This window comes from Micromonospora sp. DT53, assembly GCF_049841535.1.
GTDB lineage: Bacteria > Actinomycetota > Actinomycetes > Mycobacteriales > Micromonosporaceae > Micromonospora.
Genome location: NZ_JBNCKM010000002.1, coordinates 1017674 through 1038988, shown reverse-complemented (window position 1 = coordinate 1038988; position 21315 = coordinate 1017674). Strand labels below are relative to the sequence as shown.

Here is a 21315-nt window from a genome sequence, read left to right as displayed (position 1 = left end):
ACCGTCCCGGGTTTCGCCTGCGGCCCCGGGGCCGGTACAACCAGCTGAGATCACCGTTGCGCCTCTCGCCTCCGCCGGCCGGTGCCTTCGGCGCCCGCCGCGTCCTGCTCGCTCGTGCCGTCGCTGTCGCCGGTCAGCCCGTCCCGGCCGAGCAGGTACTGCTCGACGAGATGGTTCCAGTCACAACCGAGGCACACCTCCACCACGAAGACCTGAAACTCACGCAGCGTCATCGCCAGCACGGGCAACTCGGTAAGTGTCCGGGCCTGCCCGGCGGACTGCTTGAGTTCGTCACCGTAAATGTAGTGGACGAGGGTCAGGTTTTCGCTGCGGCAGATCGGGCAGCGCCTGTCGGTCGGCTCGCCGTGGAAGCGAGCGGCGTTCTTCAGGTACGGCGACGCGTCGCAGACGTCGTACGTGCCGACTCGGCCGGCCAGGAGCTCACGCAGCACTGCTCGCTTCTGAAGCGAGTAGTCGACGACCTGGCGCTGCGTACGCATGCGGAGAAGGGTACGCGGTCCGGCCCGAGCAGGCGACCACGCTCACAATCCGTGACGACAGCATCTCGGAACGGGGGTTTGCCCTGGCCCGCGCGAGCCGCTAAGTTGCGATGTATCGGTCCGATACATCGCGGCGGTTACCACTCCACGCCGGAGGGTAAAGAGAGGGTGGCCAGTGCTTGAGTTCGCCATCCTCGGCCTCCTGCAGGAGTCTCCGATGCACGGCTACGAGCTGCGCAAGGAGCTAACCGCCAAACTCGGCGCGATCCGGGCGGCGATCAGCTACGGCTCGCTCTATCCCACGCTACGCAGGCTGCAGGCGGCGGGATGGATCACCGAAGCTGCTGAGACACCCGCCACTGCCGAGGAGGTTCCCGCGCTCACCAGCCGACGAGGTCGGGTGGTGTACAAAATCACCGCGGAAGGCAAGGAACGCTTCGCCCAGCTGATCGCACAGGCCGGGCCCGAGACGTACGACGACACGGGCTTCGGGGTGCACTTCGCGTTCTTCGCCCGGACCGACCAGGCGACCCGACTGCGCATTCTGGAGGGTCGCCGCCGCAAGATCGAGGAGCGTCGCGAAGGGCTTCGTGACGTGCTGGGCCGGGCGGCCGAGCGCCTCGACGCTTACACGCTGGAACTGCAGCGCCACGGCCTTGATGCCTGTGAGCGCGAGGTCCGCTGGCTGGAGGAGCTCATCGCCAACGAGCGCTCCGGCCGAGCCCCGACGGTCCCGAACATCGGGACAGCCGGCGGCCGACGAGAAGACAACAGCCCGCCTCCGCCTGGAGAGACCAGGAATGAGCGGCCGTGACAGAAAAGAAGGAGGCAGACGCTATGGGCTCCGTCCGCGTCGCCATCGTCGGTGTGGGTAACTGCGCCTCGTCCCTGGTTCAGGGCGTCGAGTACTACCGGAACGCCAACCCGAACGACCGCGTCCCGGGTCTCATGCACGTCGCCTTCGGCGACTACCACGTCAACGCCGTGGAGTTCGTCGCGGCATTCGACGTGGACGCCAAGAAGGTGGGCATGGACCTCGCGGAGGCGATCGTCGCCAGCGAGAACAACACCATCAAGCTCTGCGACGTGCCGCCGACCGGCGTCAGCGTGCAGCGCGGTCCGACCTTCGACGGTCTGGGCCAGTACTACCGCGAGATCGTCGAGGAGTCGGACGCCACCCCGGTCGACGTGGCGCAGGCGCTGCGCGACGCGCAGGTCGACGTGGTCGTCTGCTACCTGCCGGTCGGCTCCGAGCAGGCCGCCAAGTTCTACGCCCAGGCGGCCATCGACGCCGGCTGCGCGTTCGTCAACGCCCTGCCGGTCTTCATCGCCTCCGACCCGGAGTGGGCCCAGAAGTTCACCGACGCTGGCCTGCCGATCGTCGGTGACGACATCAAGAGCCAGGTCGGCGCCACCATCGTGCACCGCGCGCTCGCGAAGCTCTTCGAGGACCGCGGCGTCGAGCTGCTGCGCACGTACCAGCTCAACTTCGGCGGCAACATGGACTTCATGAACATGCTGGAGCGCAAGCGACTGGTCTCGAAGAAGATCTCGAAGACCCAGTCGGTCACCTCGCAGATCCCGCACGAGATGAGCAAGAGCGACGTGCACATCGGCCCGTCGGACCACGTGCCGTGGCTGGACGACCGCAAGTGGGCGTACATCCGCCTGGAGGGCCGCTCGTTCGGTGACACCCCGCTCAACGCCGAGCTCAAGCTCGAGGTGTGGGACTCTCCGAACTCGGCCGGCGTCATCATCGACGCGGTCCGGGCCGCGAAGATCGCCCTGGACCGGAAGATCGGCGGCCCGATCCTGTCGGCCTCGTCGTACTTCATGAAGTCCCCGCCGGTGCAGTACGCCGACCACGACGCCCACCAGGCCGTCGAGGAGTTCATCGCCGGTGAGGTCACGCGCTGACGCGCTGAGTAACAAGCAGGTCGAAGGGCCGGGTCCCGTGCGGACCCGGCCCTTCCGCGTGGGTCAACTTCCCCGGGGTACGAGAGCCGTCCCGTGATCACCGCCACCGTCTCCGGGACCACGGGCGACAGCGCGGCTATCGATAATCGAGATATGGCCTCCCGCACCGGCACCACAGCGACAGTCCCGCAACCGGTCCGACCTCCTCGGCCGCGCACCGTCGCGCTGGCCTCCCTGCTGCTGGCCCTGGCCGCCGTCGCGCAACTGGCCGCACTGCCACTCGGCTACTGGCACCAGGACTTCTTCCACACGGCCGCCAGGTCCTTCGAGGCAACGGACGGGGTGGCCTTCGCCGCCCTGGGCAGCACCGCCGATCTGGCGGCTGACCTGTTGACCGCGGTGCTGGCGATCGGACTCCTCACCCTGGCCGCAGCCAACGTCGTGGGCGTGAACGCCGCACGGATCGCCTCCTGGGCCTCGGCGCCCCTCCTCGCCTGCTGCGCCACCGTCGGGGCGGTCCGGTCTCCGCGGCCGCTCTACTCCATCTACTCCGCCGAGAACATGGACCGGATCACCGCGATGGCACGGGACGACATGCCGAACTGGCTGGAGCCCCTGCTGCTCACCCTGGGCCTGGGCGCGCCGGTGGCGATAGTCGTGGCGCTGGTCCTGCTGGCCCTGCCACCGGCCGACGCGTTCTTCCGGCCGAAGACCCCGGTCGACCCGCCATGGCCCGTCCGGACCTCACCAGCCGCCGGCCCGGAAGGGTCGCCCAGCGCCGGGTAACGCCTCCACCGGGAACAGACGCCACTGCGGGGCGCCTCAGGACCAGGCGTGCCGCAGCGCGACCCCGGCCTCCAACTCCAACAGCTTGACCTTGCGGGGCAGGCCCCCACCGAAGCCGACGAGCTTGCCGCCCGCGCCGACGATCCGGTGACACGGCACGATCACCGGGACCGGGTTGCGGTTGCAGGCCACTCCCACCGCCCGTGCCGCTCCGGGATCGCCGACCAGGCGCGCGACCTCGCCGTAGGTGAAGGTCTCCCCGTACGGAATTCGCGTCATCTCCCGCCACACGGCGCGCTCGAAGTCGGAGCCGCGCGGCACCGACACCGGGACGGTGAACGCGGTCAGCTCACCGGCGAAGTACGCCCGCAGTTCGTCGACGGCCTGCCGGGACAACGCGTGGTCGGGCTCCCCGACGGCCGCCTCGACCCGGCCGAAATGCGCGCCGCAGACGCTCGTGCCGTCGGTGGCGACGGAGAACTCACCGATGGGTGAGTCGAGCACGGTCCAGCGCATCCACCCATTCTCCCTCTCTGTCGCGGACTCGTTCGCCGGCCCGGCTACCAGCGTCCTGCCGGGCCGTTCAGCGTTGCACGGCATCGATACCGTCAAGGTCGTGGCAACGGGGACGCTCATCTTTCTGATCATCGGCGGAGCGGGCATCGGCGTGCTCGCGCTCGCCCTGCTCGGCACCGAGTTGTTCCAGTTCGGGCACGCCGACGTGGACGGGCCGATCTCGGTCGAGACGGTCGCCGGCTTCGCCGGGGCGTTCGGGTTCGGTGCGGCCATCGTCAACGAACTGCTCGGTGCGCGTACACCCGGGTTGGTGGCCGGGGCGGTGGCCGGCGGCGTGCTCGCGGCCGTGCCCACCGGCTGGTTGGCGTCCCGGCTGAGCCGGGCGGCCCGGAACATGCGCACCGACCCCACCCCCACCCGCGACGACCTGGTCGGCGCGCTCGGCCTGGTCGTCACCCCGGTGCCGGCCAACGGGTACGGCGAGGTCCGCATTCGCCTCGCCGGCCAACCGGTCAAGCTCAGCGCCCGCGCGGACCAGCCGATCCCGCTCGGCGCCCAGGTCTTCGTCGTGCAGGCGCTCAGCGAGACAAGCGTGCACGTCGAGACCTACTGACTTCCCCCTCGTAGACGGGACTCCTTGTATGGCCCTCCTCATCGCCATTGGTGGCGCGGTCCTCCTCGCGCTCATCCTTGTGCTTTTCGTGCTCTCCCGGATCAAGGTGGCCGGCCCGAACGAGGCGTTCATCGTCACCGGACGCAAGGGCCGCACCACGCAGACCGCCGACGGTGGGCGGTCCACCGACAACTCCGGGCAGAAGGTCGTGCTGGGCGCGTCGGTCTTCGTCCTGCCTGTGGTGCAGAAACTCCAGTCGCTCGACCTGTCCAGCCGGCGGATCGACGTCGGCATCCGGGGCGCCGTGAGCAAGCAGGGCATCCGCGCCGACCTGCACGGCGTGGCGATCGTCAAGGTCGGCGGCACCGAGGACGCCATCCGGGCCGCGGCCCAACGGTTCCTGCACCAGCAGGACGAGATCGACAACTTCACCCGGGAGGTGTTGGCCGGCGCGCTGCGCTCGATCGTCGGCCGGCTCACCGTCGAGGAGGTCATCCGGGACCGGGCGGCATTCGCCAGCGCGGTCGCCGAGGAGGCCGAGCACTCGATGACCAACCAGGGTCTGGTGCTGGACACCTTCCAGCTCCAGGACATCCTCGCCGAAGGCTCCTACCTGCAGGACCTGGGCCGGCCCGAGGCCGCCCGGGTGCTCAAGGACGCGGCGATCGCCGAGGCGCGGGCCCGGCAGCAGGCCGAGCAGGAGCGGCTGCTCGCCGAGGAGGCCATCGCCGAGGCGAACCGCAACCTTGCCCTCAAGCAGGCCGGCATCCAGGCCGAGATCGACGCGGCGAAGGCGAAGTCCGCGGCGGCCGGACCGCTCGCCCAGGCCGAACGGGACCAGGCGATCCTCTCCGAGCAGCAGAAGGTCGCCGAGCGCAACGCCGAACTCAAGCAACGCCAACTCGACACCGAGGTGCGCAAGCCGGCCGACGCCGCCCGGTACAAGGTGGAGCAGGAGGCCGAGGCGTCCCGCAACGCGGCGGTGCTGCACGCCGACGCGCAGCGTCAGTCCGTCATCGCCGCCGCACAGGCGTCCGCCGAGCAGGCCCGCCTCACCGGTGAGGGTGAGCGGGCCCGACGGGCCGCGCTCGCCGAGGCCAACGCCATCGAGGGCGCCAAGGAAGGTGAGGCCGAGCAGCGGCGGCGCTCCGCCATCGCCGAGGCTGTGGAGCGGGAGGGCCAGGCCGAGGCCGCGGCGATCCTGGCGAAGGGTGAGGCCGAGGCCGACGCGATGGCGCGCAAGGCCGAGGCGTTCGCCGCGTACGGCGAGGCGGCAGTGCTGGACCTGCTGGTCAAGGTGCTGCCGCAGGTCGTCGAGGCGGCCAGTGCGCCGATCGGGGCGATCGACAAGATGACTGTCATCTCCACCGACGGCGCGTCGTCGCTCACGAAGTCGGTGGCCGGCAACGTGGCCCAGGGCCTCCAGCTCGGCAGCGACCTCACCGGGATCGACCTGCCCGGCCTGCTGGCGCGGCTCGGCTCGGCTTCCACCCCGGCCGGCAACGGCGCCGCGTCCGTCGACGGTACGACCGTCGAAACCCGCTGACGACGTACGCCGATGGGCGCCACTCCCGGTTCGGGGGTGGCACCCCTCGGCGTCGATCGTCGCGAGGCTCGAAGCGCTAGGTGATCAGGCCCTCGGCGCGGGCCCAGCGCAGCAGCTCCGCCTCGGCGGCGTCGCGGTCCAGCGGGCCGTGCTCGAGGCGCTGCTCCTTGAGGTGCTTCCACGCCCGCCCGACCACCGGCCCCGGCGGCACGCCGAGCAGCTCCATGATCGCGTTGCCGTCCAGGTCGGGTCGAACCCGCGCCAGATCCTCCTCGGCGGCGATCCGGGTGATCCGGTCCTCCAGCGCGTCGTAGTCGGCCGCGAGCTGGGCGGCCTTGCGCCGGTTGCGGGTCGTGCAGTCCGAGCGGGTCAGCTTGTGCAGGCGGGGCAGCAGGTCACCGGCATCGGCGACGTAGCGGCGCACCGCCGAGTCGGTCCACTCGCCCCGCCCGTACCCGTAGAAGCGCAGGTGCAGCGCGACAAGCGCCGTCACCTGCGCGGTGACGTCCTTCGGGTACCGCATCGCCTTCATCCGGGCCTTGGTCAGCCGAGCCCCGACCACCTCGTGGTGGTGGAAGCTGACCCGACCGTCGGACCCGACCGCCTTCGTCGCCGGCTTGCCCACGTCGTGCAGGAGGGCGGCCATCCGCAGGATGAAGTCGCAGCCGTCCTCCTCGTGGGAAACCGCGTTCTCGACGACAGTCAACGTGTGCTCGTAGACGTCCTTGTGCTGGGCGTGTTCGTCGATCTCCAGCTTCAGGCCGGTCAGCTCCGGCAGGAACCGCTCCGCCAGCCCGGTGTCGACAAGCAGCCGCAGCCCGGTGATCGGGTCCGCGCCGCAGAGCAGCTTGGTGAACTCGTCGCGGATCCGCTCGGCGGTGATCCGGTCCAGGTCGGCGGACATCTCGGCCATCGCCACGTGCACGTCCGGGTGCACGGCGAAACGCAGCTGTGCGGCGAACCGGGCGGCCCGCAGCATCCGCAGCGGGTCGTCACCGAACGACTCACCAGGCGTGCTCGGGGTACGGATCACCTTGGCCGAGAGGTCGGCCAGCCCGCCGTGCGGGTCGGTGAACCGGTGCTCCGGCAGGCTCACCGCCATCGCGTTGATCGTGAAGTCGCGCCGCTTCAGGTCCTCGTCGAGGCTTGTGCCGTACACCACCACCGGGTTGCGGCTGACCTGGTCGTACGACTCCGCACGGAAGGTGGTGATCTCCAGCCGGAGGCCGTCGCGCTGAGCGCCGATGGTGCCGAACTCGCGACCGGTCTCCCAGATCGACTCGGCCCAGCCCTTGATGATCCGCAGGGTCTCGTCGGGGTGCGCGTCGGTGCAGAAGTCGAGGTCGTCACCGAGCCGACCGAGCAGGGCATCCCGTACCGAACCGCCCACCAGGTGCAGCTCGTGACCGGCGCGGACGAAGCGGCGGCCCAACTCGTCGGCGACCGGGGACACCCGGAGCAGTTCGGCGACGGCGTTGCGCTGCGCGGCGGTGAGTTCGCGGCGGTCGGCGGCGTGAGGAGCTGAGGCTTCGGACATGGGATCGCCAGCTTATCGGGCCGGGGTGTGATCCGATCCGCCGGGCGCGGGTAACGGGTGGGGGTTGACTATGGTCTGTGGCGTGCGGGTCGGTGTCCGGCTCGACGTACCCCTGGGAGGCTGGAGATGAGCGGCGGGCTCTACCGCAGCGCCAACGCCGCGAACGATGGCGGCGCCGACATCCGTCCCGGGGACGGCGCCACGTTCATCTCCGCCGAGCCGCTGAACCAGCCGGCCATGGAGTCGACCGCCCCACCGCAGGAGCAGGTAGGCGAGGCGAGCGCGGCGACCAACAGCGCGGTGATGGCGATCGGCAGCCTGGTCAGCCGGGGTACCGGCTTCCTGCGCACGTTGGCGTTGACCGCAGCGCTGGGTGGGGCGCTGGTCGGCGACGCGTACACCACCGCGCAGATCCTGCCCGGCATGGTCTACGAGTTCCTACTCGGCGGCATCCTCACCAGCGTGCTGATCCCCGTGCTGGTCCGCAGGCGCAGGGTCGACACGGACGGCGGTCAGGCGTACGCCCAGCGGCTGCTGACCCTCGCGGTGCTGACCCTGGCGGGAGCGGCCCTGCTGGCCGTGCTGTCGGCCGGCCTGCTGACCAAGCTCTACGCCGGCGACGACACGGGCGACGACTTCCGGGACGTGGTCAAGGCACTGTCGTACCTGATGCTGCCGATGATCTTCTTCACCGGTCTCAGTGCGCTGATCAGCGCGGTGCTCAACACCCGGGGGCACTTCGCGGCCCCGATGTGGGCGCCGATCCTGAACAACATCGTGGTGATCGCCACCGCGGGCCTGTACATCGCGATCTTCGGCGCGAAGATCGTCAAGCCGGAGGACATGACCACCGGCCGGATTCTGCTGATCGGTGGCGGCACCCTGCTCGGCGTCGCGATCCAGGCCGCCGGGCTGCTGCCGGCGCTGCGCAAGGTCGGCTTCCGGTGGAAGTTCCGGTTCGACTTCCGCACCCTCGGGCTGCGCGAGCTGGGACGTCTCGGCGGCTGGATGTTCTGTTACGTCGCGGTGAGCCAGGTCGGCCTGATCGTGCTGTTCAACCTGCTGAATCGGGCAGGCAAGGAGAACGCGGCCGGCCCGCTGATCTACAACAACGTGTTCCTGCTGCTGATGATGGCGCACGGCATCATCGCCGTATCGATCATCACTGCACTGATGCCCCGGATGAGCGCGGCCGCCGCCGACGGTCGGTACGCCGACGTCGCTGCCGACCTGTCCCGGGGCACGCGCACCGTCTCGGCGGTGCTCGCCCCGATCGCGGTCTGTTACGCGGTGCTGGCGACTCCGCTGGCCGTGGCGCTGTTCCGCTACGGCGCGTTCAGCGACGAGAACGCGGCGGACACCTCGCTGGTGTTGCTCCTGGCGGCGCTGGCGTTGGTGCCGTTCGCGATCAGCCAGCTCTTCACCTTCGCCTTCTACGCCCTGCCGGACACTCGTACCCCGGCGCTGATCAACATTCCGGTGGTGGCCCTGCGGATCGGCGTGCAGGTGGTGCTCTACGTCGCCTTCGCCGCCCACTTCGCCGCGGCCGGGATGATGATCGGCAACGCCGTGTCCTACCTGGCGGCGGCCTTTGCCTCCGCCTGGTTGCTGCGGCCCCGCGTAGGCCGGATCGGGATGGGCGCCATCCTGCGCACCCTCGGCCGAGTGGCGGTCGCCGCGTTGGGGGCCGCCCTGGTCGGCCTCCTCGTCGTGAGCCTTCTGCCCGGCGGCGACCGGCCAAGTTGGATCCAGGCTGTCGTGCAGTTGGTGATCGGTGGCGCGGTGATCGGCGGGACTTACCTGGGTCTTGCCATGCTGCTGCGGATCGGGGAGATCACCGAGGTGGTCGGCATGGTCCGCCGGCGCCTCGGTCGCTGAAAGCCAGCATCTGATTACAACAAGTTGACACTCATACGGACCGTCACGACGGATCACCAGGCTGGGGATGCTCCTGTGGATAACTCCGCGATTCGCCGGTCAGCTACCGCTTCAGCCTGTGGATAACCAACCGTACGGCTGAGGGTGGCGACCCGATCGGTGGGAACGTACGAGGCAGCGCAAGCGCCACGTCAGCCCAGCCCCGACGTCGGTCACTTGCGGTGAAGCCGTAGATTAGCTAGTACATGTGCCAGCAACGTGGCTGACAACGGTCGTAACCGGACGAGTTCACCGACTGCCGGAATCCCGCCAGGTGCGGCGGGAAGATGACATGTCGGAGAGACGGGCAACCCGGGTAAGGTCGCTCTCGACGGGTACGGCAGGGGCCGACGCTGGGCGTCGACACCGGTCGGCCGGTTCCTTCAACGGCAGAGCGGGAAGCCACATGCCCAGCAGTTCGGGTTCATCGATCGACACGATCTCCGAGGGAGGACGGGTGACCCAGGTCGGCGAGGGTCAGGAGGCGGACGAAAGCGCTCCTCCGGTCATGACCTTCGGTGCTCCCACGGCCGGTGAAGTCCTCGCCGAGCGGTACGAGCTCGTTGAGCACATCAACAACGACAGTGCGGGTCGGCTGGTCTGGCGCGGGGTCGACGTCATCCTGCGCCGTCCCGTTGCCGTGGTGCTGCGTTACCCGGGTGGCGACTCCGCCACCGAGATGCTTCAGGCCGCCGTCGCGGCCAGCCGGGTCATCCACCCCAACCTGGTCGGCGTCTACGACGCGATCGACGAGGCCGACCGGGCGTACGTGGTGCGCGAGTGGGTCGACGGGCAGTCCCTGCGGGACCTGGCGGCCGACGGCCCCCTGGACCCGGCTCGGGCCACCGCCATCGGCAACGCCGTCGCGAGCGCGCTCGCCGCGGTGCACGCCACCGGCATGGTGCACGGCAACGTCCACCCAGGCACCGTCATGATCAGCGATGAGGGTCGCGTGGTTCTGGCCGACGCCCGCACCGACGGCGCCGACAGCCAGGAGAACGACATCCGGGCGGTCGGCGGGGTCCTCTACTTCGCGCTGACCGGCTCCTGGCCGCACGCAGAGGCGCCGTTGCGCGGTGCCACCGCCGGCCACGGTCGCGCCGCCATCCCGGACGCTGTTCGGGACGCCGGTGGCGCCATCGCGGCACCCCGCCAGGTTCGGGCGGGCGTTCCGGCGTACCTGGACGACCTGACCATGGATCTGCTCGACGCGGAGATCGCGCCGCCGTCCTCGGACGTGCTCGCCGCCGAGTTGGCGCGACTGGACGTGCCGGCCGAGGACGAGCACTACCTCGACAACAGCGGGCCGCTGCGGTTCGCCGCCGAGACCGGGGAAGAGCCGTCGCCGCTTGCCGCTGCCGGGGGTCGCAAGGTCGCCGTCGGCATTGCCAGTCTGCTGGCCGTCGCCCTGGTCGGTCTGCTGATCGGGATCATCGCCTTGGGCGGCGACGACAAGGACCCGCAGCCCACCCCGGCCGCCGCGCCGACCTCCAGTGCCCCGGCCGGTGACGCCACCCCGGCCGCCGCGACGGCGCGCAAGCTGACCGTGAAGGACGTCCGGATCATCGACCCGGACAGCAAGGACCGCAGTGAGGTCCGTGACGCCGAGAAGGTCATCGACGGTGACGAGGACAAGGGCTGGGAGACCGAGACCTACGTGAACAAGCCCAACTTCGGCAACCTGAAGAAGGGCATGGGCGTCTGGATCGACCTCGGCGAGCTGCACACCGTCAAGTCGGTGCAGGCGGTGCTGTCGGCCACCGGCGCGTCCGCCCAACTGCTCGCCGGCACGACCAAGCCGGGCGAGTCCAGCACCGGCGGTGACAAGCAGTTGGTCGCGAGCTACAAGACCCCCATCGGTCAGCCGTTCGAGGACCACGACGGCACCACAATGACGTTCAACGGCTTCGACGCCGACAAGAAATACCAGTACCTGCTGTTCTGGATCACCGAGTTGCCTCCGGCCGAGGGTGGGTTCAAGCTGGGGGTGCAGGAGATCACGGTCCAGGGGTCGTGAGCCGGGCACCACGATCCGGGCACCGCACGCACTGGACGCGGTGATGGACGGGCGCGCCGCAGCGAAGGACCTGGAGCTGCTGCGCGCGCACGTCGCCGGAGATCGGGACGCCTTCGCCGAGCTTTTCCACAGGCACCGCGACCGGTTGTGGGCGGTGGCCCTGCGGACGCTCGGCGACCGCGAGGAGGCAGCCGACGCACTCCAGGACGCCCTGCTGTCGGCGCATCGGGCGGCGGCCCGCTTTCGCGGTGACTCCGCCGTCACGACCTGGCTGCACCGGATCGTGGTCAATGCCTGTCTGGACCGGATCCGACGCCGGCAGGCGCATCCCACCGTGCCACTGCCGGACGGCAACCGGTCCGAGGACGGATCGGGCACCGGCGGGCTGGAGCCGGCGGCACCGGCAGCGGACCACGACACGGTGCTGGTGGTCCGCGAGGCGCTCGCCGCGCTACCCCCTGAGCAACGCGCCGCGCTGGTGCTGGTCGACGTACAGGGCTATCCGGTAGCCGAGGTCGCCCGCATCCTCGGCGTCGCCGAGGGGACTGTGAAGAGCCGGTGTGCCCGGGGCCGGGCGCGGCTGGCCGTGCTGCTCGGGCATCTCCGTCCTACTGCCGTCGCGACGCCTTCGACCCGGCCGGCCCCTGCCGCCCCGATCACGGGCGTGCCCGGCGTCACGCCAGGGAACCCCGGCCCGGCGGAGGGCGTCGGATCGGGGTCGGGCCGGTATCGGCAGGACGCCACCCAGGAGGACACGTGACGACCGAGGGGTTCCGGGAGGTCGACGCAGACCTCCTCGCTGACTACCTCGGCGGGGCGTTGGACGGCACCCCGCAGCAGGACGAGGTCGCCCAGCTGGTCTCCGCGGACCCGTCCTGGGCCGAGGCGTACGCGCTGTTGGTCCCGGCCGTGACCGAGGTCCGGACGGACCTGACCCGCTGGGCCGAGCCGTTCCCGGAGATGCCGTCGGCGATCACCGACCGTCTCCTGGCCGCGCTGGCCTCCGCGGAGCCGACGAACGACTCGACCGAGCACGCGCCAAGCGTCGATCCGGCCGGCGACGCGGGGACGTCGTTTGTCGTACCGGCGCAGGGCGGGTCCGGTCGCCGGGCGGCCGTCCGTACGCCCGTCGGGTCGGAGCGTGGGGCATCCACCGGTCCGGGCCGCCGCCAGCGCGGCTGGGCCCGCCGTGGCGCACCCGTGGCCGCCGCCGCGATCGCCGTCATCGCCGTCGCGCTGGGCCTCAACCAGCTGTCGATGGGCGCGTCGGACGACTCCGGCGGCACCAACGCCATGAATCGGCCGGCCAGCGCACCCGAGGACGCCGCGGGGGCCGCGGCGTTCCGCACCACCGGGCCGGCACTGCGCAGTGGTACGAACTACACCCCGCAGACCCTCGGCAACGCCTACGGCCCGGACGCCCACAGCGCACCGGTTACCAGCCGGGCGACCGGCGAGACCACCGGCGGGCAGCCGGAGGTGGATGCCGAGGGCGGACGCCGTCCCTCCCCCGACGGGTCGGACCAGCTGGCCCGGCTGACCGACGAGACCGCGCTGACCACCTGCCTGGCCGGCGTCGCGGCGGAGCACGGATCCGCCCCACTGGTGGTCGAGGCGGTGGACTACGCGCGGTTCCAGGGCGACCAGGCGCTGGTCATTCATTTCACCGATACGACCGGAGCCCGGTGGGCCTGGGTGAGCGGCCCGGAGTGCGGAGTGCCTGGGTCCGGCGCGGACAGCCGGTATTCGGCGCGGGTAGGGTGAATCCACGGTCAATGGCACGATGAGCGCCCACGTGACCTGACCCACCGGATGCCCGGCTCGGGAATCCCCGGTTCGTACGATGACGTTCTGGAAGTCAGCTGCCGGCCCCACCCAGGCGTCGGCGACTCGGATCAGCATCGGTGCTCGCGCCGACGCCGAACACACACAACTCGGGAGACGGCAGTGGACGAGGTCCGCAACCTGATCATCATCGGCTCCGGGCCGGCCGGCTACACAGCGGCGGTCTACGCCGCACGCGCCAACCTGAAGCCGCTGATCATTGAGGGCGTGCAGTCCGGTGGCGCGCTGATGACCACGACCGAGGTGGAGAACTTCCCCGGCTTCGCGGACGGCATCCTCGGCCCCGAGCTGATGGACAACATGCGCAAGCAGGCCGAGCGGTTCGGCGCCGAGTTCCTCACCGACGACGTGACCCGGGTCGAGCTGGTGGACACCGGCGACGCCGGCTCCGGCGCGGTGAGCACCGTCTGGGTTGGCCAGACCGCCTACCGGGCGCGCTCCATCATCCTCTCCACCGGTTCGGCCTGGCGGCCACTGGGCGTGCCCGGCGAGCAGGAATACCTGGGCCACGGTGTTTCCTCCTGCGCCACCTGCGACGGCTTCTTCTTCCGCAAGCAGCACATCGTGGTCGTCGGCGGCGGCGACTCGGCGATGGAGGAGGCCAGCTTCCTCACCCGCTTCGCCGAGTCGGTGACCATCATCCACAGGCGTGACTCGTTCCGGGCCAGCAAGATCATGGCTGACCGGGCGCTGAGCAACGAGAAGATCAAGGTCGAGTGGAACAGCACCGTCGAGGAGATCCTCGGCGAGGACGGCAAGGTCACCGGCGTACGGGTCCGCAACGTGCACACCGGCGAGACCAAGGTGCTGGACGTGACAGGCGTCTTCGTCGCCATCGGTCACGACCCCCGCAGCGAACTCTTCCAGGGCCAGGTCGAGATGGACGACGAGGGCTACGTCAAGGTCCACGCCCCGAGCACCCGCACCAACGTGCCCGGTGTCTTCGCCGCCGGCGACCTGGTCGACCACACCTACCGTCAGGCGATCACCGCGGCCGGCACCGGTTGTGCCGCCGCGCTCGACGCCGAACGGTTCATCGCGACGCTCAGCTGAAACAAGGAACACATCCCGGAGGAGGGGCATAGTGGGAACAACCAAGGCGGTCACGGACAAGAGCTTCGTCACTGACGTGCTGCAGGCCGACAAGCCGGTGCTGGTGGACTTCTGGGCGGAGTGGTGCGGGCCGTGCCGCAAGGTGTCGCCGCTGCTCGAGGAAATCGCCCGGGAGATGGGTGACCAGGTCACCATCGTCAAGCTCAACATCGACGAGAACCCGGAGACCGCGCGGGCCTACCGGGTGATGTCGGTGCCGACGCTCACCGTCTTCAAGAACGGTCAGCCGGTGCAGTCGATCGCCGGTGCCAAGCCGAAGGGCGAGCTGGTCCGGCTCATCGAATCGGCTCTCTGACCAGCAGAAACATCAACCGAACCCCGTACCCGCTCGCCGGGTGCGGGGTTCGGCGTCTTCTCCGCCGCGCCGCCGACGTATTTCTCGGCCCCAGCCACCTCGCCGCCCCGGAGCGCATAGCCTCAAGCCTGGGCCGCCCGGCCAGCCAGCGTCGTGCAGAGGGGGTCGTGCGTGCGTCCGATCCGACCCGGTGACCGGGGACCCGCGGTCACGGAGATCCGTACCATCCTGACCGGCCTCGACCTGCTCGCCGCCGCCGGCTCGCACAGCGACGAGTTCGACCTCGACACCGAACGGGCGGTCCGCGCGTTCCAGCAGTCGCGAGGGCTCAGTGTCGACGGCCGGGTCGGAGCGGAGACCTGGCGCGCCCTGGATGCCGCCCGCTGGCGGCTCGGCGCCCGCACCCTCTACCACGCGGTCCCCGAGCCGCTCAGCGGCGAGGACGTCCGGTCGTTGCAGGAGCGCCTGCTGGAGATGGGGTACGACGTGGGCCGGGCGGACGCCATCTACGGTGTCCGGACGTCGCGGGCGGTGGCCCAGTTCCAGCGCGAGGTAGGTCTCACCCCGGACGGTTCCTGCGGGCCGCACACGATGAACGCGCTGCGTCGGATCGGCCGCAAGGTGGTCGGTGGCCGTCCGCAGTGGCTCCGCGAGTCCGACGCGATCCGGCAGTCCGGGCCGGCGCTGGTCGGCAAGACGGTCGTCATCGACCCGGGGCACGGAGGCACCGACCCCGGCATGGTGGTGCCCGACGGCGCACTGCGCTGGACCGAGGCGGACCTGATGCACGACCTGGCCAGTCGACTGGAGGGGCGGCTCGCCGCCTCCGGGGTGCGGGTGCAGCTCACCCGAGGCCCGTCGCCCGACAGTTGCCTGCCGGACTCCGACCGCGCCCTGCTCGCCAACTCGCTCGGCGCCGACGTCTTCATCTCGCTGCACCTGGACGGCCACGCCAACCCGGATGCGGAGGGCGTCGCGACCTACCACTACGGCACCGACAACGGGGTGACCTCCGCGACCGGCGAACGCCTGGCCGGGCTGGTACAGCGGGAGATCGTCGCCCGCACCGGGCTACGGGACTGCCGCACCCACGCCAAGACGTGGGAACTGCTGCGCCTGACGCGGATGCCCGCCGTCCGGGTCGAGGTCGGCTACCTCACCTCGCCGACCGACCGCGCCCAGCTCGTCGACCCCCGGTTCCGGGACCGGGTGGTGGAGGCGATCGTGGCCGCGGTGCAGCGGATGTACTACCCGATCGAACGGGACGTCCCGACCGGATCGCTCGACGTCAGCGAACTGCGCGCAGTCGTGACCGCCGGCACGGTGGTCGACTGATCCGCCGACGCGTCAGCCGTTGGTGGAGCGGGTGGCCGGGGCGGGACGGACCGGCCGGAGCAGAGTCTCCGGGCTCATCGATCCGAGCAGCTTCTCCAGCGCGTACTCGACGTCGGACTTCCAGCTCAACGCCGTACGCAGCTCAAGGCGCAACCGAGGGAAGCGCGGATGCGGCCGCACGGTCTTGAAACCCACGGAGAGGAAGAAGTCGACAGGTGCCACGCAACCGCCGGCGGGGTCGTCCGCGTCGCCGAACTTGGCGTCGCCGAACGCCTCGATGGCCTTGATCCCACGCTTGGTCAGATCCCGGGCGACACCCTGCACCAGCATCCGGCCCAACCCGCCGCCGGCGAACGCGGCGACCACGTTGGCGGTCATCAACAGTGCCGCGTCCGCCGAGACCGGTGAGGTCGGGAACGCCATCGAACGGGGCACGTACGCGGGCGGGGCGTACATCACGAAGCCGGCCGGCATGCCGTCGACGTACGCGAGTTTGCCGCAGGAGCCCCACTCCAACAGCGTCTGGGAGACCCACGCCTCCTTCTCCAGGCCCGGATCGCCGGCGGCGCAGGCCCGGTCCGCGGAGACCGGATCGAGCTCCCAGTAGACGCATTGCCGGCACGGGCGCGGAAGGTCTTCCAACGTGTCGAGGGTCAGGCTGACCAGACGTCGCGACATATGGAGCATCCCCACAATAGGCTCGGTGGTGAGACCGGCATGGAACGACAGCGCCGCCTTCCTGCCCCCGACGAGCGATCGTACGCCGCCGATCGGCGATACGGGAGGGGACGCGCAAATGCCCACCGCAGTGGGGGACGCCCAGGACGGTCCGCCATGTGGTCGATCTGCTTCGGTACGGCAGCAGCACGGCTCTGGCGGACTACCATCGACAATCGGTGTGCCCGCCGCCATGGTCAGCGGTGTGCGGGGTACCCGGAGCGGGAGCCACCCGAGCAGCGATCGAGGTGAGGTCATGACCGGCACGACACTCGACGACTACACCGACCGGTACGCCCGGCGGGTACGCGGGATGACCGCCTCGGAGATCCGAGCATTGTTCGCGGTGGCCAGTCGCCCGGAGGTCGTCTCGCTCGCCGGCGGCGCACCGTACATCGCCGCCCTTCCGCTGGACGCGGTCGGTGAGATGCTCGGCCGACTCGGCTCCGAGCACGGCGTGACCACCCTCCAGTACGGCATCGGTCAGGGCACCCTTGAGCTGCGGGAGCGGATCTGCGAGGTGATGTCGCTCTCCGGGATCGACGCCGCGTGTGGCGCTTCCCCGGAGGACGTCGTGGTCACCGTGGGCGGGCAGCAGGCACTGGACCTGGTGGCCCGGCTCTTCCTCGACCCGGGTGACGTCGTGCTCGCCGAGGGGCCGACGTACGTCGGCGCGCTCGGTGTGTTCCAGGCCGCCCAGGCGCAGGTCGTCCACGTACCGATGGACGCGGACGGGCTGATTCCGGAGGCCCTGGAGACCGCAATCGCCGACCTGGCCCGCGCGGGTCAGCGGGTGAAGTTCCTCTACACGATCCCCACCTACCAGAACCCGACAGGCGTGACGCTCAGCGAGGAGCGCCGGGAACGGGTGCTCGACATCTGCGAGCGCGCCGGCCTGCTCGTCGTCGAGGACGACCCGTACGGTCAGCTGGGGTTCGAGGGTGAGGCCCCGGCCCCCTTGCGGGCCCGCCGCCGGGACGGCGTCTTCTACCTCAGCACGTTCTCCAAGACCTTCGCCCCCGGGCTGCGGGTCGGCTGGATCCTGGCGCCGCACGCGGTCCGCGACAAGCTGGTCATCGCCAGCGAGGCGCAGATCCTCTGCCCCAGCGGTTTCGCCCAGGCCGCGGTGGCCACCTATCTGGGCACGATGCCCTGGCGTCAGCAGCTCAAGGTCTACCGCGAGGTCTACCGGGAGCGCCGGGACGCCCTGCTCGACGCGATGGCCGACCTGATGCCCGAGGGCACCAGCTGGACCACGCCGGCCGGCGGTCTGTTCGTGTGGGCCACCCTGCCCGACGGGCTCGACTCGAAGGCCATGATGCCGCGCGCGGTCGCCGCCCGGGTCGCCTACGTCCCCGGCACGGGCTTCTACGCCGACGGCACCGGCACCGGCGCCATGCGGCTCAACTTCAGCTTCCCGCCGCCGGAGCGGATCCGCGAGGGCGTCCGCCGGCTGGCCGGTGTGATGGAGCAGGAGATCGCCATGCGCCGGGTCTTCGGCGCCGTGGGTGGCGCCGCCGGCCGACGCGGCCGGGCCGGCTCCGACGTGCCCGGGCCCGACTTGGCATGATGCCGGCATGGGTACGACCGCCGAGCACCTCCTCGTGACCGATTCCGCCGTCTCGGCCGACCTGCGCGTCGTGGTGCTCGCGGGTGGGCTCTCCTACGAACGGGACGTGTCGCTGCGCTCCGGTCGTCGGGTGCTCGACGCGCTGCGCGCCGTCGGGGTGGAGGCCGAGCTGCGAGACGCGGATGTGGCCCTGCTACCGGCGCTCGCGGCCGACCCGCCGGACGCGGTGGTGATCGCGCTGCACGGCGCGACCGGCGAGGACGGCTCACTGCGCGGGGTGCTGGACCTGTGCGACATCCCGTACGTCGGCTGCGACGCTCGGGCCTCCCGGGTCGCCTGGGACAAACCCTCGGCCAAGGCGGTGCTCCGCGAGGCCGGCATCCCCACCCCGGACTGGGTGGCGCTCCCGCACGATCGCTTCTCCGAGCTTGGCGCGGTCGCCGTCCTGGACCGGATCGTCGACCGTCTGGGCGTACCCCTGATGGTCAAGCCGGCGCAGGGTGGGTCCGGGTTGGGCGGGGCGGTGGTCCGGGACGCCGCCGCACTACCCGCCGCGATGGTCGGCTGCTTCGCGTACTACTCCACCGCGCTCGTGGAGCGGTACGTGCCGGGGATGGATGTGGCGGTCTCCGTCGTCGACCTCGGCGACGGCCCGCAGGCGCTGCCGCCGGTGGAGATCGTGCCGCGCAACGGCGTGTACGACTACGCCGCCCGCTACACCGCTGGGCGGACCACCTGGCACGCCCCGGCCCGACTGGACCCGGAGGTGGCCGCCACGGTCGCTGACGTGGCCCTCGCCGCGCACACCGCGCTCGGTCTACGGGATCTCTCGCGCGTCGACGTGATCGTGGACTCGGCCGGCCAGCCGCACGTGCTGGAGGTCAACGTCTCGCCGGGCATGACGGAGACCTCACTGCTTCCGCTCGCCGTGCAGGCGGCCGGGCTGGACTTCGGCCGACTCCTCGGCACCCTGGTCGCCCGAGCAGCGGCCCGCCTCACCACCCACTGACCCACCCGCCAACGCGTCGGACCGAGCGGCACCGCGCGCGGGGGTCCGAACCATGAGGTTGGCCTGTGCGAGCCCAACCTCATGGTCGGTTCCCGATCAGCGGTTCGCGCGTGCGTCGGGTGTGTCGTTGCCAGTTGTGGGCGCGGCTGCGCCCGGGGTGCTGGTGCCTCCGACGCCGTTCTCGGGAGTGGTCTTCCTGACGGCCTCACCGGCGGCGTCTCCGTCGTCGGTGTCCGAGGCAGCCGGGTTGGCGGAATCCGAGGAAGCATCGTCGGCGCTTCCCTCCGCCAAGCCGACGTGGGGTCCGTCGGTAGGCGTCTCTGCCGCGCTGACGCTGCCGTTGGGCTCCTCCGTCGCGGTCGCTGCGCTGCTGCCGGTCGCTGCGCTGCTGCCGGTCGCTGCGCTGCTGCCGGGAGCGACGGTGGTGGAGTCCCGGCCGGCGGAGGCCGGGGTGCCGGAGGCCGGGGTGCCGGAGGCCGGGGTGCCGGGCAGGTTGGTGGGGGACGTCGTCCGGGCGGGCTCAGTCTCCGGACCGGTGACCATCGCCGTCCGAGCAGCTTCAGGCGTCCGGTCGGCATCGGCGGTCGCCGTTGAACCGACGTCCGTGTCCGCTGTCGCCGCCCCGTTGGCGACGGCCGGATCGGACGCGGAGTCGAGCGCTGGTTCCGGGATCTCCTCCGCTGCCTCGATGACCGAGACCGTCTCAACCCCGGCTGCGGCCGCTGAGGCAGCCTCCGCGGCGGCAGCGGCATCCGCGGCCGCGGACTGCGCCAGCAGACTGGACGGCGCCTGCCACTGGATGCGGGGCGGCTCAGCGAGCGGACGGCCACCGAACTCGGCCAGCCAGGCGGCGACCAGCGCCAGGTTCTCCCGCCACTGCGCCTCGGAGATCGGCGGCAGGATCGAGTCCCACAGGGACAGGAACGTGCCCCGCAGCTGAAGGCGGCCGTACGGGCGAGCGAGGAACCACATGTGCAGATGAGCCGAGCCGTCGCCCCAGCGATTGACGTGCACCCGCGCCACGCCGTCGAGCGACCGGATGGCCCGCTCCAGACGTACGGTCATCACCCCCAGCTCGGCGGCGAGCAGGTTCGGCAGGTCACCGAGGTCGAGGTGGGTCCGCGATTCCAGGATGAGCACCATCGGCAGGCCGGTGGGCCGGTCCATGGCGCGGACCCGCCACCGCTCGCCCACCCAGATGTAGGCGTCGTCTGGTGCATTGCAGGCGGTGCATTCCCGGAGACCCTCGCCCTTCCGGGGCGGTTCGACCGGGACCGGATCATCGAGTTGCTTCACGTGGAGGTCGCCCTCGAAGGGAAATGACGGCCACTGGGTGAAGTCCGGGACTGAGGGAGGGGTGTCGTGCACGACGCTGACCCTAACCGAGTCTGGCACCGCTGTCCCTACCCGTTTGAGCGGTCCGGGGACGACCGGATCGGTGCCCGCCGCCCGACGGGCGTGCGTGGTCGCGCGGGCACCGAGAGGCGTTATCCACAGGCTGCCGAGATCCTGAACACAGGCCGTCATCCACAGGCTCACACCCGCTCCCACGCGCTGTTTCACGTGAAACGGGGGGTGCCTGTGGACAACCGGTGTGGATAACTTTTCGGCCGGTCGGTCGTTGTCGCCGAGCCGCTAAACCGGCGAGATTGATGGTCGCCGGCGGGAGACCGACACGGGCGCGCGCTCCGATCGCATCGCATGCCGCAGCCGGCATGGCAGGTCACCCGCCGACCGACCACTCGCGGCTGCTCGGGCACGCGTCGGCGTTGTTGGCTGGTCCGTTCGCGGCGCCGCCTCTGCCTCGAACCCCCGGCCCGATACGCCAGGACGTCCCGGCCGCTCTGGACGCCTCTGGACGCAGCGGGAGATCGCAACCGCCAGCACCGCTGTCGCACGTCCGAGGGGCGTGCGACTTCGCCTCATCGCCCAGCCGGTTTCGATCGACGCCACGGGAGCCGGTGCCGCTGTTTCACGTGAAACCGAGCATTCAGGGTGGCGTCGCCGGGCAGCCAATCGCCCAGTGCCCTCGGGTTCGGCTTGGGCGCGCTCATGCCGATCTGTCCTGACGGACCTCAGCAC

18 protein-coding genes and 1 pseudogene are annotated in these 21315 nt (G+C 70.7%); 14 read left to right on the top strand and 5 right to left on the bottom strand.

The genetic code is table 11. The features are described from left to right. Positions 1-50: 50 nt before the first annotated feature. Positions 51-500: a DUF5318 domain-containing protein gene (locus tag ACLQ3B_RS10660; protein WP_196920347.1), complete on the bottom strand. Its 450-nt coding sequence runs from the start codon at positions 498-500 to the stop codon at positions 51-53. A gap of 175 nt (positions 501-675) precedes the next feature. Between ACLQ3B_RS10660 and ACLQ3B_RS10655 the strand changes: the two genes are divergently transcribed. From ACLQ3B_RS10655 to ACLQ3B_RS10645, 3 genes are all read left to right on the top strand, one after another. Continuing rightward, entirely contained in the window at positions 676-1314 is a 639-nt protein-coding gene (locus ACLQ3B_RS10655) for a PadR family transcriptional regulator (RefSeq protein WP_030331823.1), read from the top strand. 23 nt (positions 1315-1337) lie between these two features. Next, positions 1338-2417, top strand: a complete 1080-nt coding sequence (locus ACLQ3B_RS10650; RefSeq protein ID WP_238669615.1) for an inositol-3-phosphate synthase — start codon at positions 1338-1340, stop codon at positions 2415-2417. 153 nt (positions 2418-2570) lie between these two features. Continuing rightward, the gene (locus ACLQ3B_RS10645; protein WP_425779543.1) at positions 2571-3203 is read left to right on the top strand and encodes a hypothetical protein; all 633 of its coding nucleotides are present in this window, start codon (positions 2571-2573) and stop codon (positions 3201-3203) included. A gap of 36 nt (positions 3204-3239) precedes the next feature. On the opposite strand, the gene ACLQ3B_RS10640 is transcribed toward ACLQ3B_RS10645, so the two are convergent. Then, the gene (locus tag ACLQ3B_RS10640; protein ID WP_425779541.1) at positions 3240-3719 is read right to left on the bottom strand and encodes a methylated-DNA--[protein]-cysteine S-methyltransferase; all 480 of its coding nucleotides are present in this window, start codon (positions 3717-3719) and stop codon (positions 3240-3242) included. A gap of 55 nt (positions 3720-3774) precedes the next feature. Here ACLQ3B_RS10640 and ACLQ3B_RS10635 point away from each other — a divergent pair, with 55 nt between their 5' ends. Both ACLQ3B_RS10635 and ACLQ3B_RS10630 read left to right on the top strand, forming a co-directional pair. Beyond that, entirely contained in the window at positions 3775-4332 is a 558-nt protein-coding gene (locus ACLQ3B_RS10635) for a hypothetical protein (protein WP_425779882.1), read from the top strand. A gap of 28 nt (positions 4333-4360) precedes the next feature. Beyond that, the gene (locus ACLQ3B_RS10630) at positions 4361-5878 is read left to right on the top strand and encodes a flotillin family protein (protein WP_425779539.1); all 1518 of its coding nucleotides are present in this window, start codon (positions 4361-4363) and stop codon (positions 5876-5878) included. 76 nt (positions 5879-5954) lie between these two features. Here ACLQ3B_RS10630 and ACLQ3B_RS10625 read toward each other — a convergent pair whose 3' ends face one another. Next, positions 5955-7415, bottom strand: a complete 1461-nt coding sequence (locus ACLQ3B_RS10625; protein WP_425779537.1) for a CCA tRNA nucleotidyltransferase — start codon at positions 7413-7415, stop codon at positions 5955-5957. A gap of 126 nt (positions 7416-7541) precedes the next feature. Here ACLQ3B_RS10625 and murJ point away from each other — a divergent pair, with 126 nt between their 5' ends. From murJ to ACLQ3B_RS10590, 7 genes are all read left to right on the top strand, one after another. Further along, complete coding sequence (gene murJ / locus ACLQ3B_RS10620) at positions 7542-9293, top strand: murein biosynthesis integral membrane protein MurJ (protein WP_425779535.1); 1752 nt, start codon at positions 7542-7544, stop codon at positions 9291-9293. 445 nt (positions 9294-9738) lie between these two features. After that, a complete protein-coding gene (locus tag ACLQ3B_RS10615; RefSeq protein ID WP_425779534.1) occupies positions 9739-11349 on the top strand; it encodes a protein kinase family protein in 1611 nt (536 codons plus the stop codon). 43 nt (positions 11350-11392) lie between these two features. Beyond that, entirely contained in the window at positions 11393-12109 is a 717-nt protein-coding gene (gene sigM, locus ACLQ3B_RS10610) for an RNA polymerase sigma factor SigM (protein WP_425779532.1), read from the top strand. Further along, entirely contained in the window at positions 12106-13113 is a 1008-nt protein-coding gene (locus ACLQ3B_RS10605; protein WP_425779530.1) for a hypothetical protein, read from the top strand. The genes sigM and ACLQ3B_RS10605 overlap by 4 nt, the downstream gene beginning before the upstream one ends. Before the next feature lie 183 nt (positions 13114-13296). Further along, positions 13297-14247, top strand: coding sequence for a thioredoxin-disulfide reductase (gene trxB, locus ACLQ3B_RS10600; protein WP_425779528.1), 951 nt, complete (start codon positions 13297-13299; stop codon positions 14245-14247). A 31-nt stretch (positions 14248-14278) separates the two neighbouring features. Then, on the top strand, positions 14279-14602 hold the full coding sequence (gene trxA / locus ACLQ3B_RS10595; protein WP_124819929.1) for a thioredoxin: 324 nt from the start codon (positions 14279-14281) through the stop codon (positions 14600-14602). Positions 14603-14773: 171 nt separating this feature from the next. After that, positions 14774-15937 carry an N-acetylmuramoyl-L-alanine amidase gene (locus ACLQ3B_RS10590; protein WP_425779526.1) on the top strand — a complete coding sequence of 388 codons (1164 nt, stop codon included), beginning with the start codon at positions 14774-14776 and terminating at the stop codon, positions 15935-15937. 12 nt (positions 15938-15949) lie between these two features. On the opposite strand, the gene ACLQ3B_RS10585 is transcribed toward ACLQ3B_RS10590, so the two are convergent. Beyond that, entirely contained in the window at positions 15950-16615 is a 666-nt protein-coding gene (locus ACLQ3B_RS10585; RefSeq protein WP_110564833.1) for a GNAT family N-acetyltransferase, read from the bottom strand. Between the two features lie 295 nt (positions 16616-16910). Between ACLQ3B_RS10585 and ACLQ3B_RS10580 the strand changes: the two genes are divergently transcribed. Further along, positions 16911-18224 carry a PLP-dependent aminotransferase family protein gene (locus ACLQ3B_RS10580; RefSeq protein ID WP_425779524.1) on the top strand — a complete coding sequence of 438 codons (1314 nt, stop codon included), beginning with the start codon at positions 16911-16913 and terminating at the stop codon, positions 18222-18224. A 7-nt stretch (positions 18225-18231) separates the two neighbouring features. Further along, complete coding sequence (locus ACLQ3B_RS10575) at positions 18232-19233, top strand: D-alanine--D-alanine ligase family protein (protein WP_425779522.1); 1002 nt, start codon at positions 18232-18234, stop codon at positions 19231-19233. A 776-nt stretch (positions 19234-20009) separates the two neighbouring features. Here ACLQ3B_RS10575 and ACLQ3B_RS10570 read toward each other — a convergent pair. Then, positions 20010-20376 (bottom strand): annotated as a pseudogene (locus ACLQ3B_RS10570) (hypothetical protein); the annotation flags it as partial. Positions 20377-21315: the final 939 nt, after the last annotated feature.

Bases quoted from the DNA above. Each gene is read 5' to 3' on its own strand.
- ACLQ3B_RS10585 (WP_110564833.1), bottom strand. From the start codon at position 16,615: ATGTCGCGACGTCTGGTCAGCCTGACCCTCGACACGTTGGAAGACCTT.
- ACLQ3B_RS10660 (WP_196920347.1), bottom strand. From the start codon at position 500: ATGCGTACGCAGCGCCAGGTCGTCGACTACTCGCTTCAGAAGCGAGCA.
- ACLQ3B_RS10640 (WP_425779541.1), bottom strand. From the start codon at position 3,719: ATGCGCTGGACCGTGCTCGACTCACCCATCGGTGAGTTCTCCGTCGCC.
- ACLQ3B_RS10630 (WP_425779539.1), top strand. From the start codon at position 4,361: ATGGCCCTCCTCATCGCCATTGGTGGCGCGGTCCTCCTCGCGCTCATC.
- ACLQ3B_RS10650 (WP_238669615.1), top strand. From the start codon at position 1,338: ATGGGCTCCGTCCGCGTCGCCATCGTCGGTGTGGGTAACTGCGCCTCG.
- murJ (WP_425779535.1), top strand. From the start codon at position 7,542: ATGAGCGGCGGGCTCTACCGCAGCGCCAACGCCGCGAACGATGGCGGC.
- sigM (WP_425779532.1), top strand. From the start codon at position 11,393: ATGGACGGGCGCGCCGCAGCGAAGGACCTGGAGCTGCTGCGCGCGCAC.
- ACLQ3B_RS10580 (WP_425779524.1), top strand. From the start codon at position 16,911: ATGACCGGCACGACACTCGACGACTACACCGACCGGTACGCCCGGCGG.
- ACLQ3B_RS10625 (WP_425779537.1), bottom strand. From the start codon at position 7,415: ATGTCCGAAGCCTCAGCTCCTCACGCCGCCGACCGCCGCGAACTCACC.
- ACLQ3B_RS10645 (WP_425779543.1), top strand. From the start codon at position 2,571: ATGGCCTCCCGCACCGGCACCACAGCGACAGTCCCGCAACCGGTCCGA.
- ACLQ3B_RS10575 (WP_425779522.1), top strand. From the start codon at position 18,232: ATGGGTACGACCGCCGAGCACCTCCTCGTGACCGATTCCGCCGTCTCG.
- ACLQ3B_RS10615 (WP_425779534.1), top strand. From the start codon at position 9,739: ATGCCCAGCAGTTCGGGTTCATCGATCGACACGATCTCCGAGGGAGGA.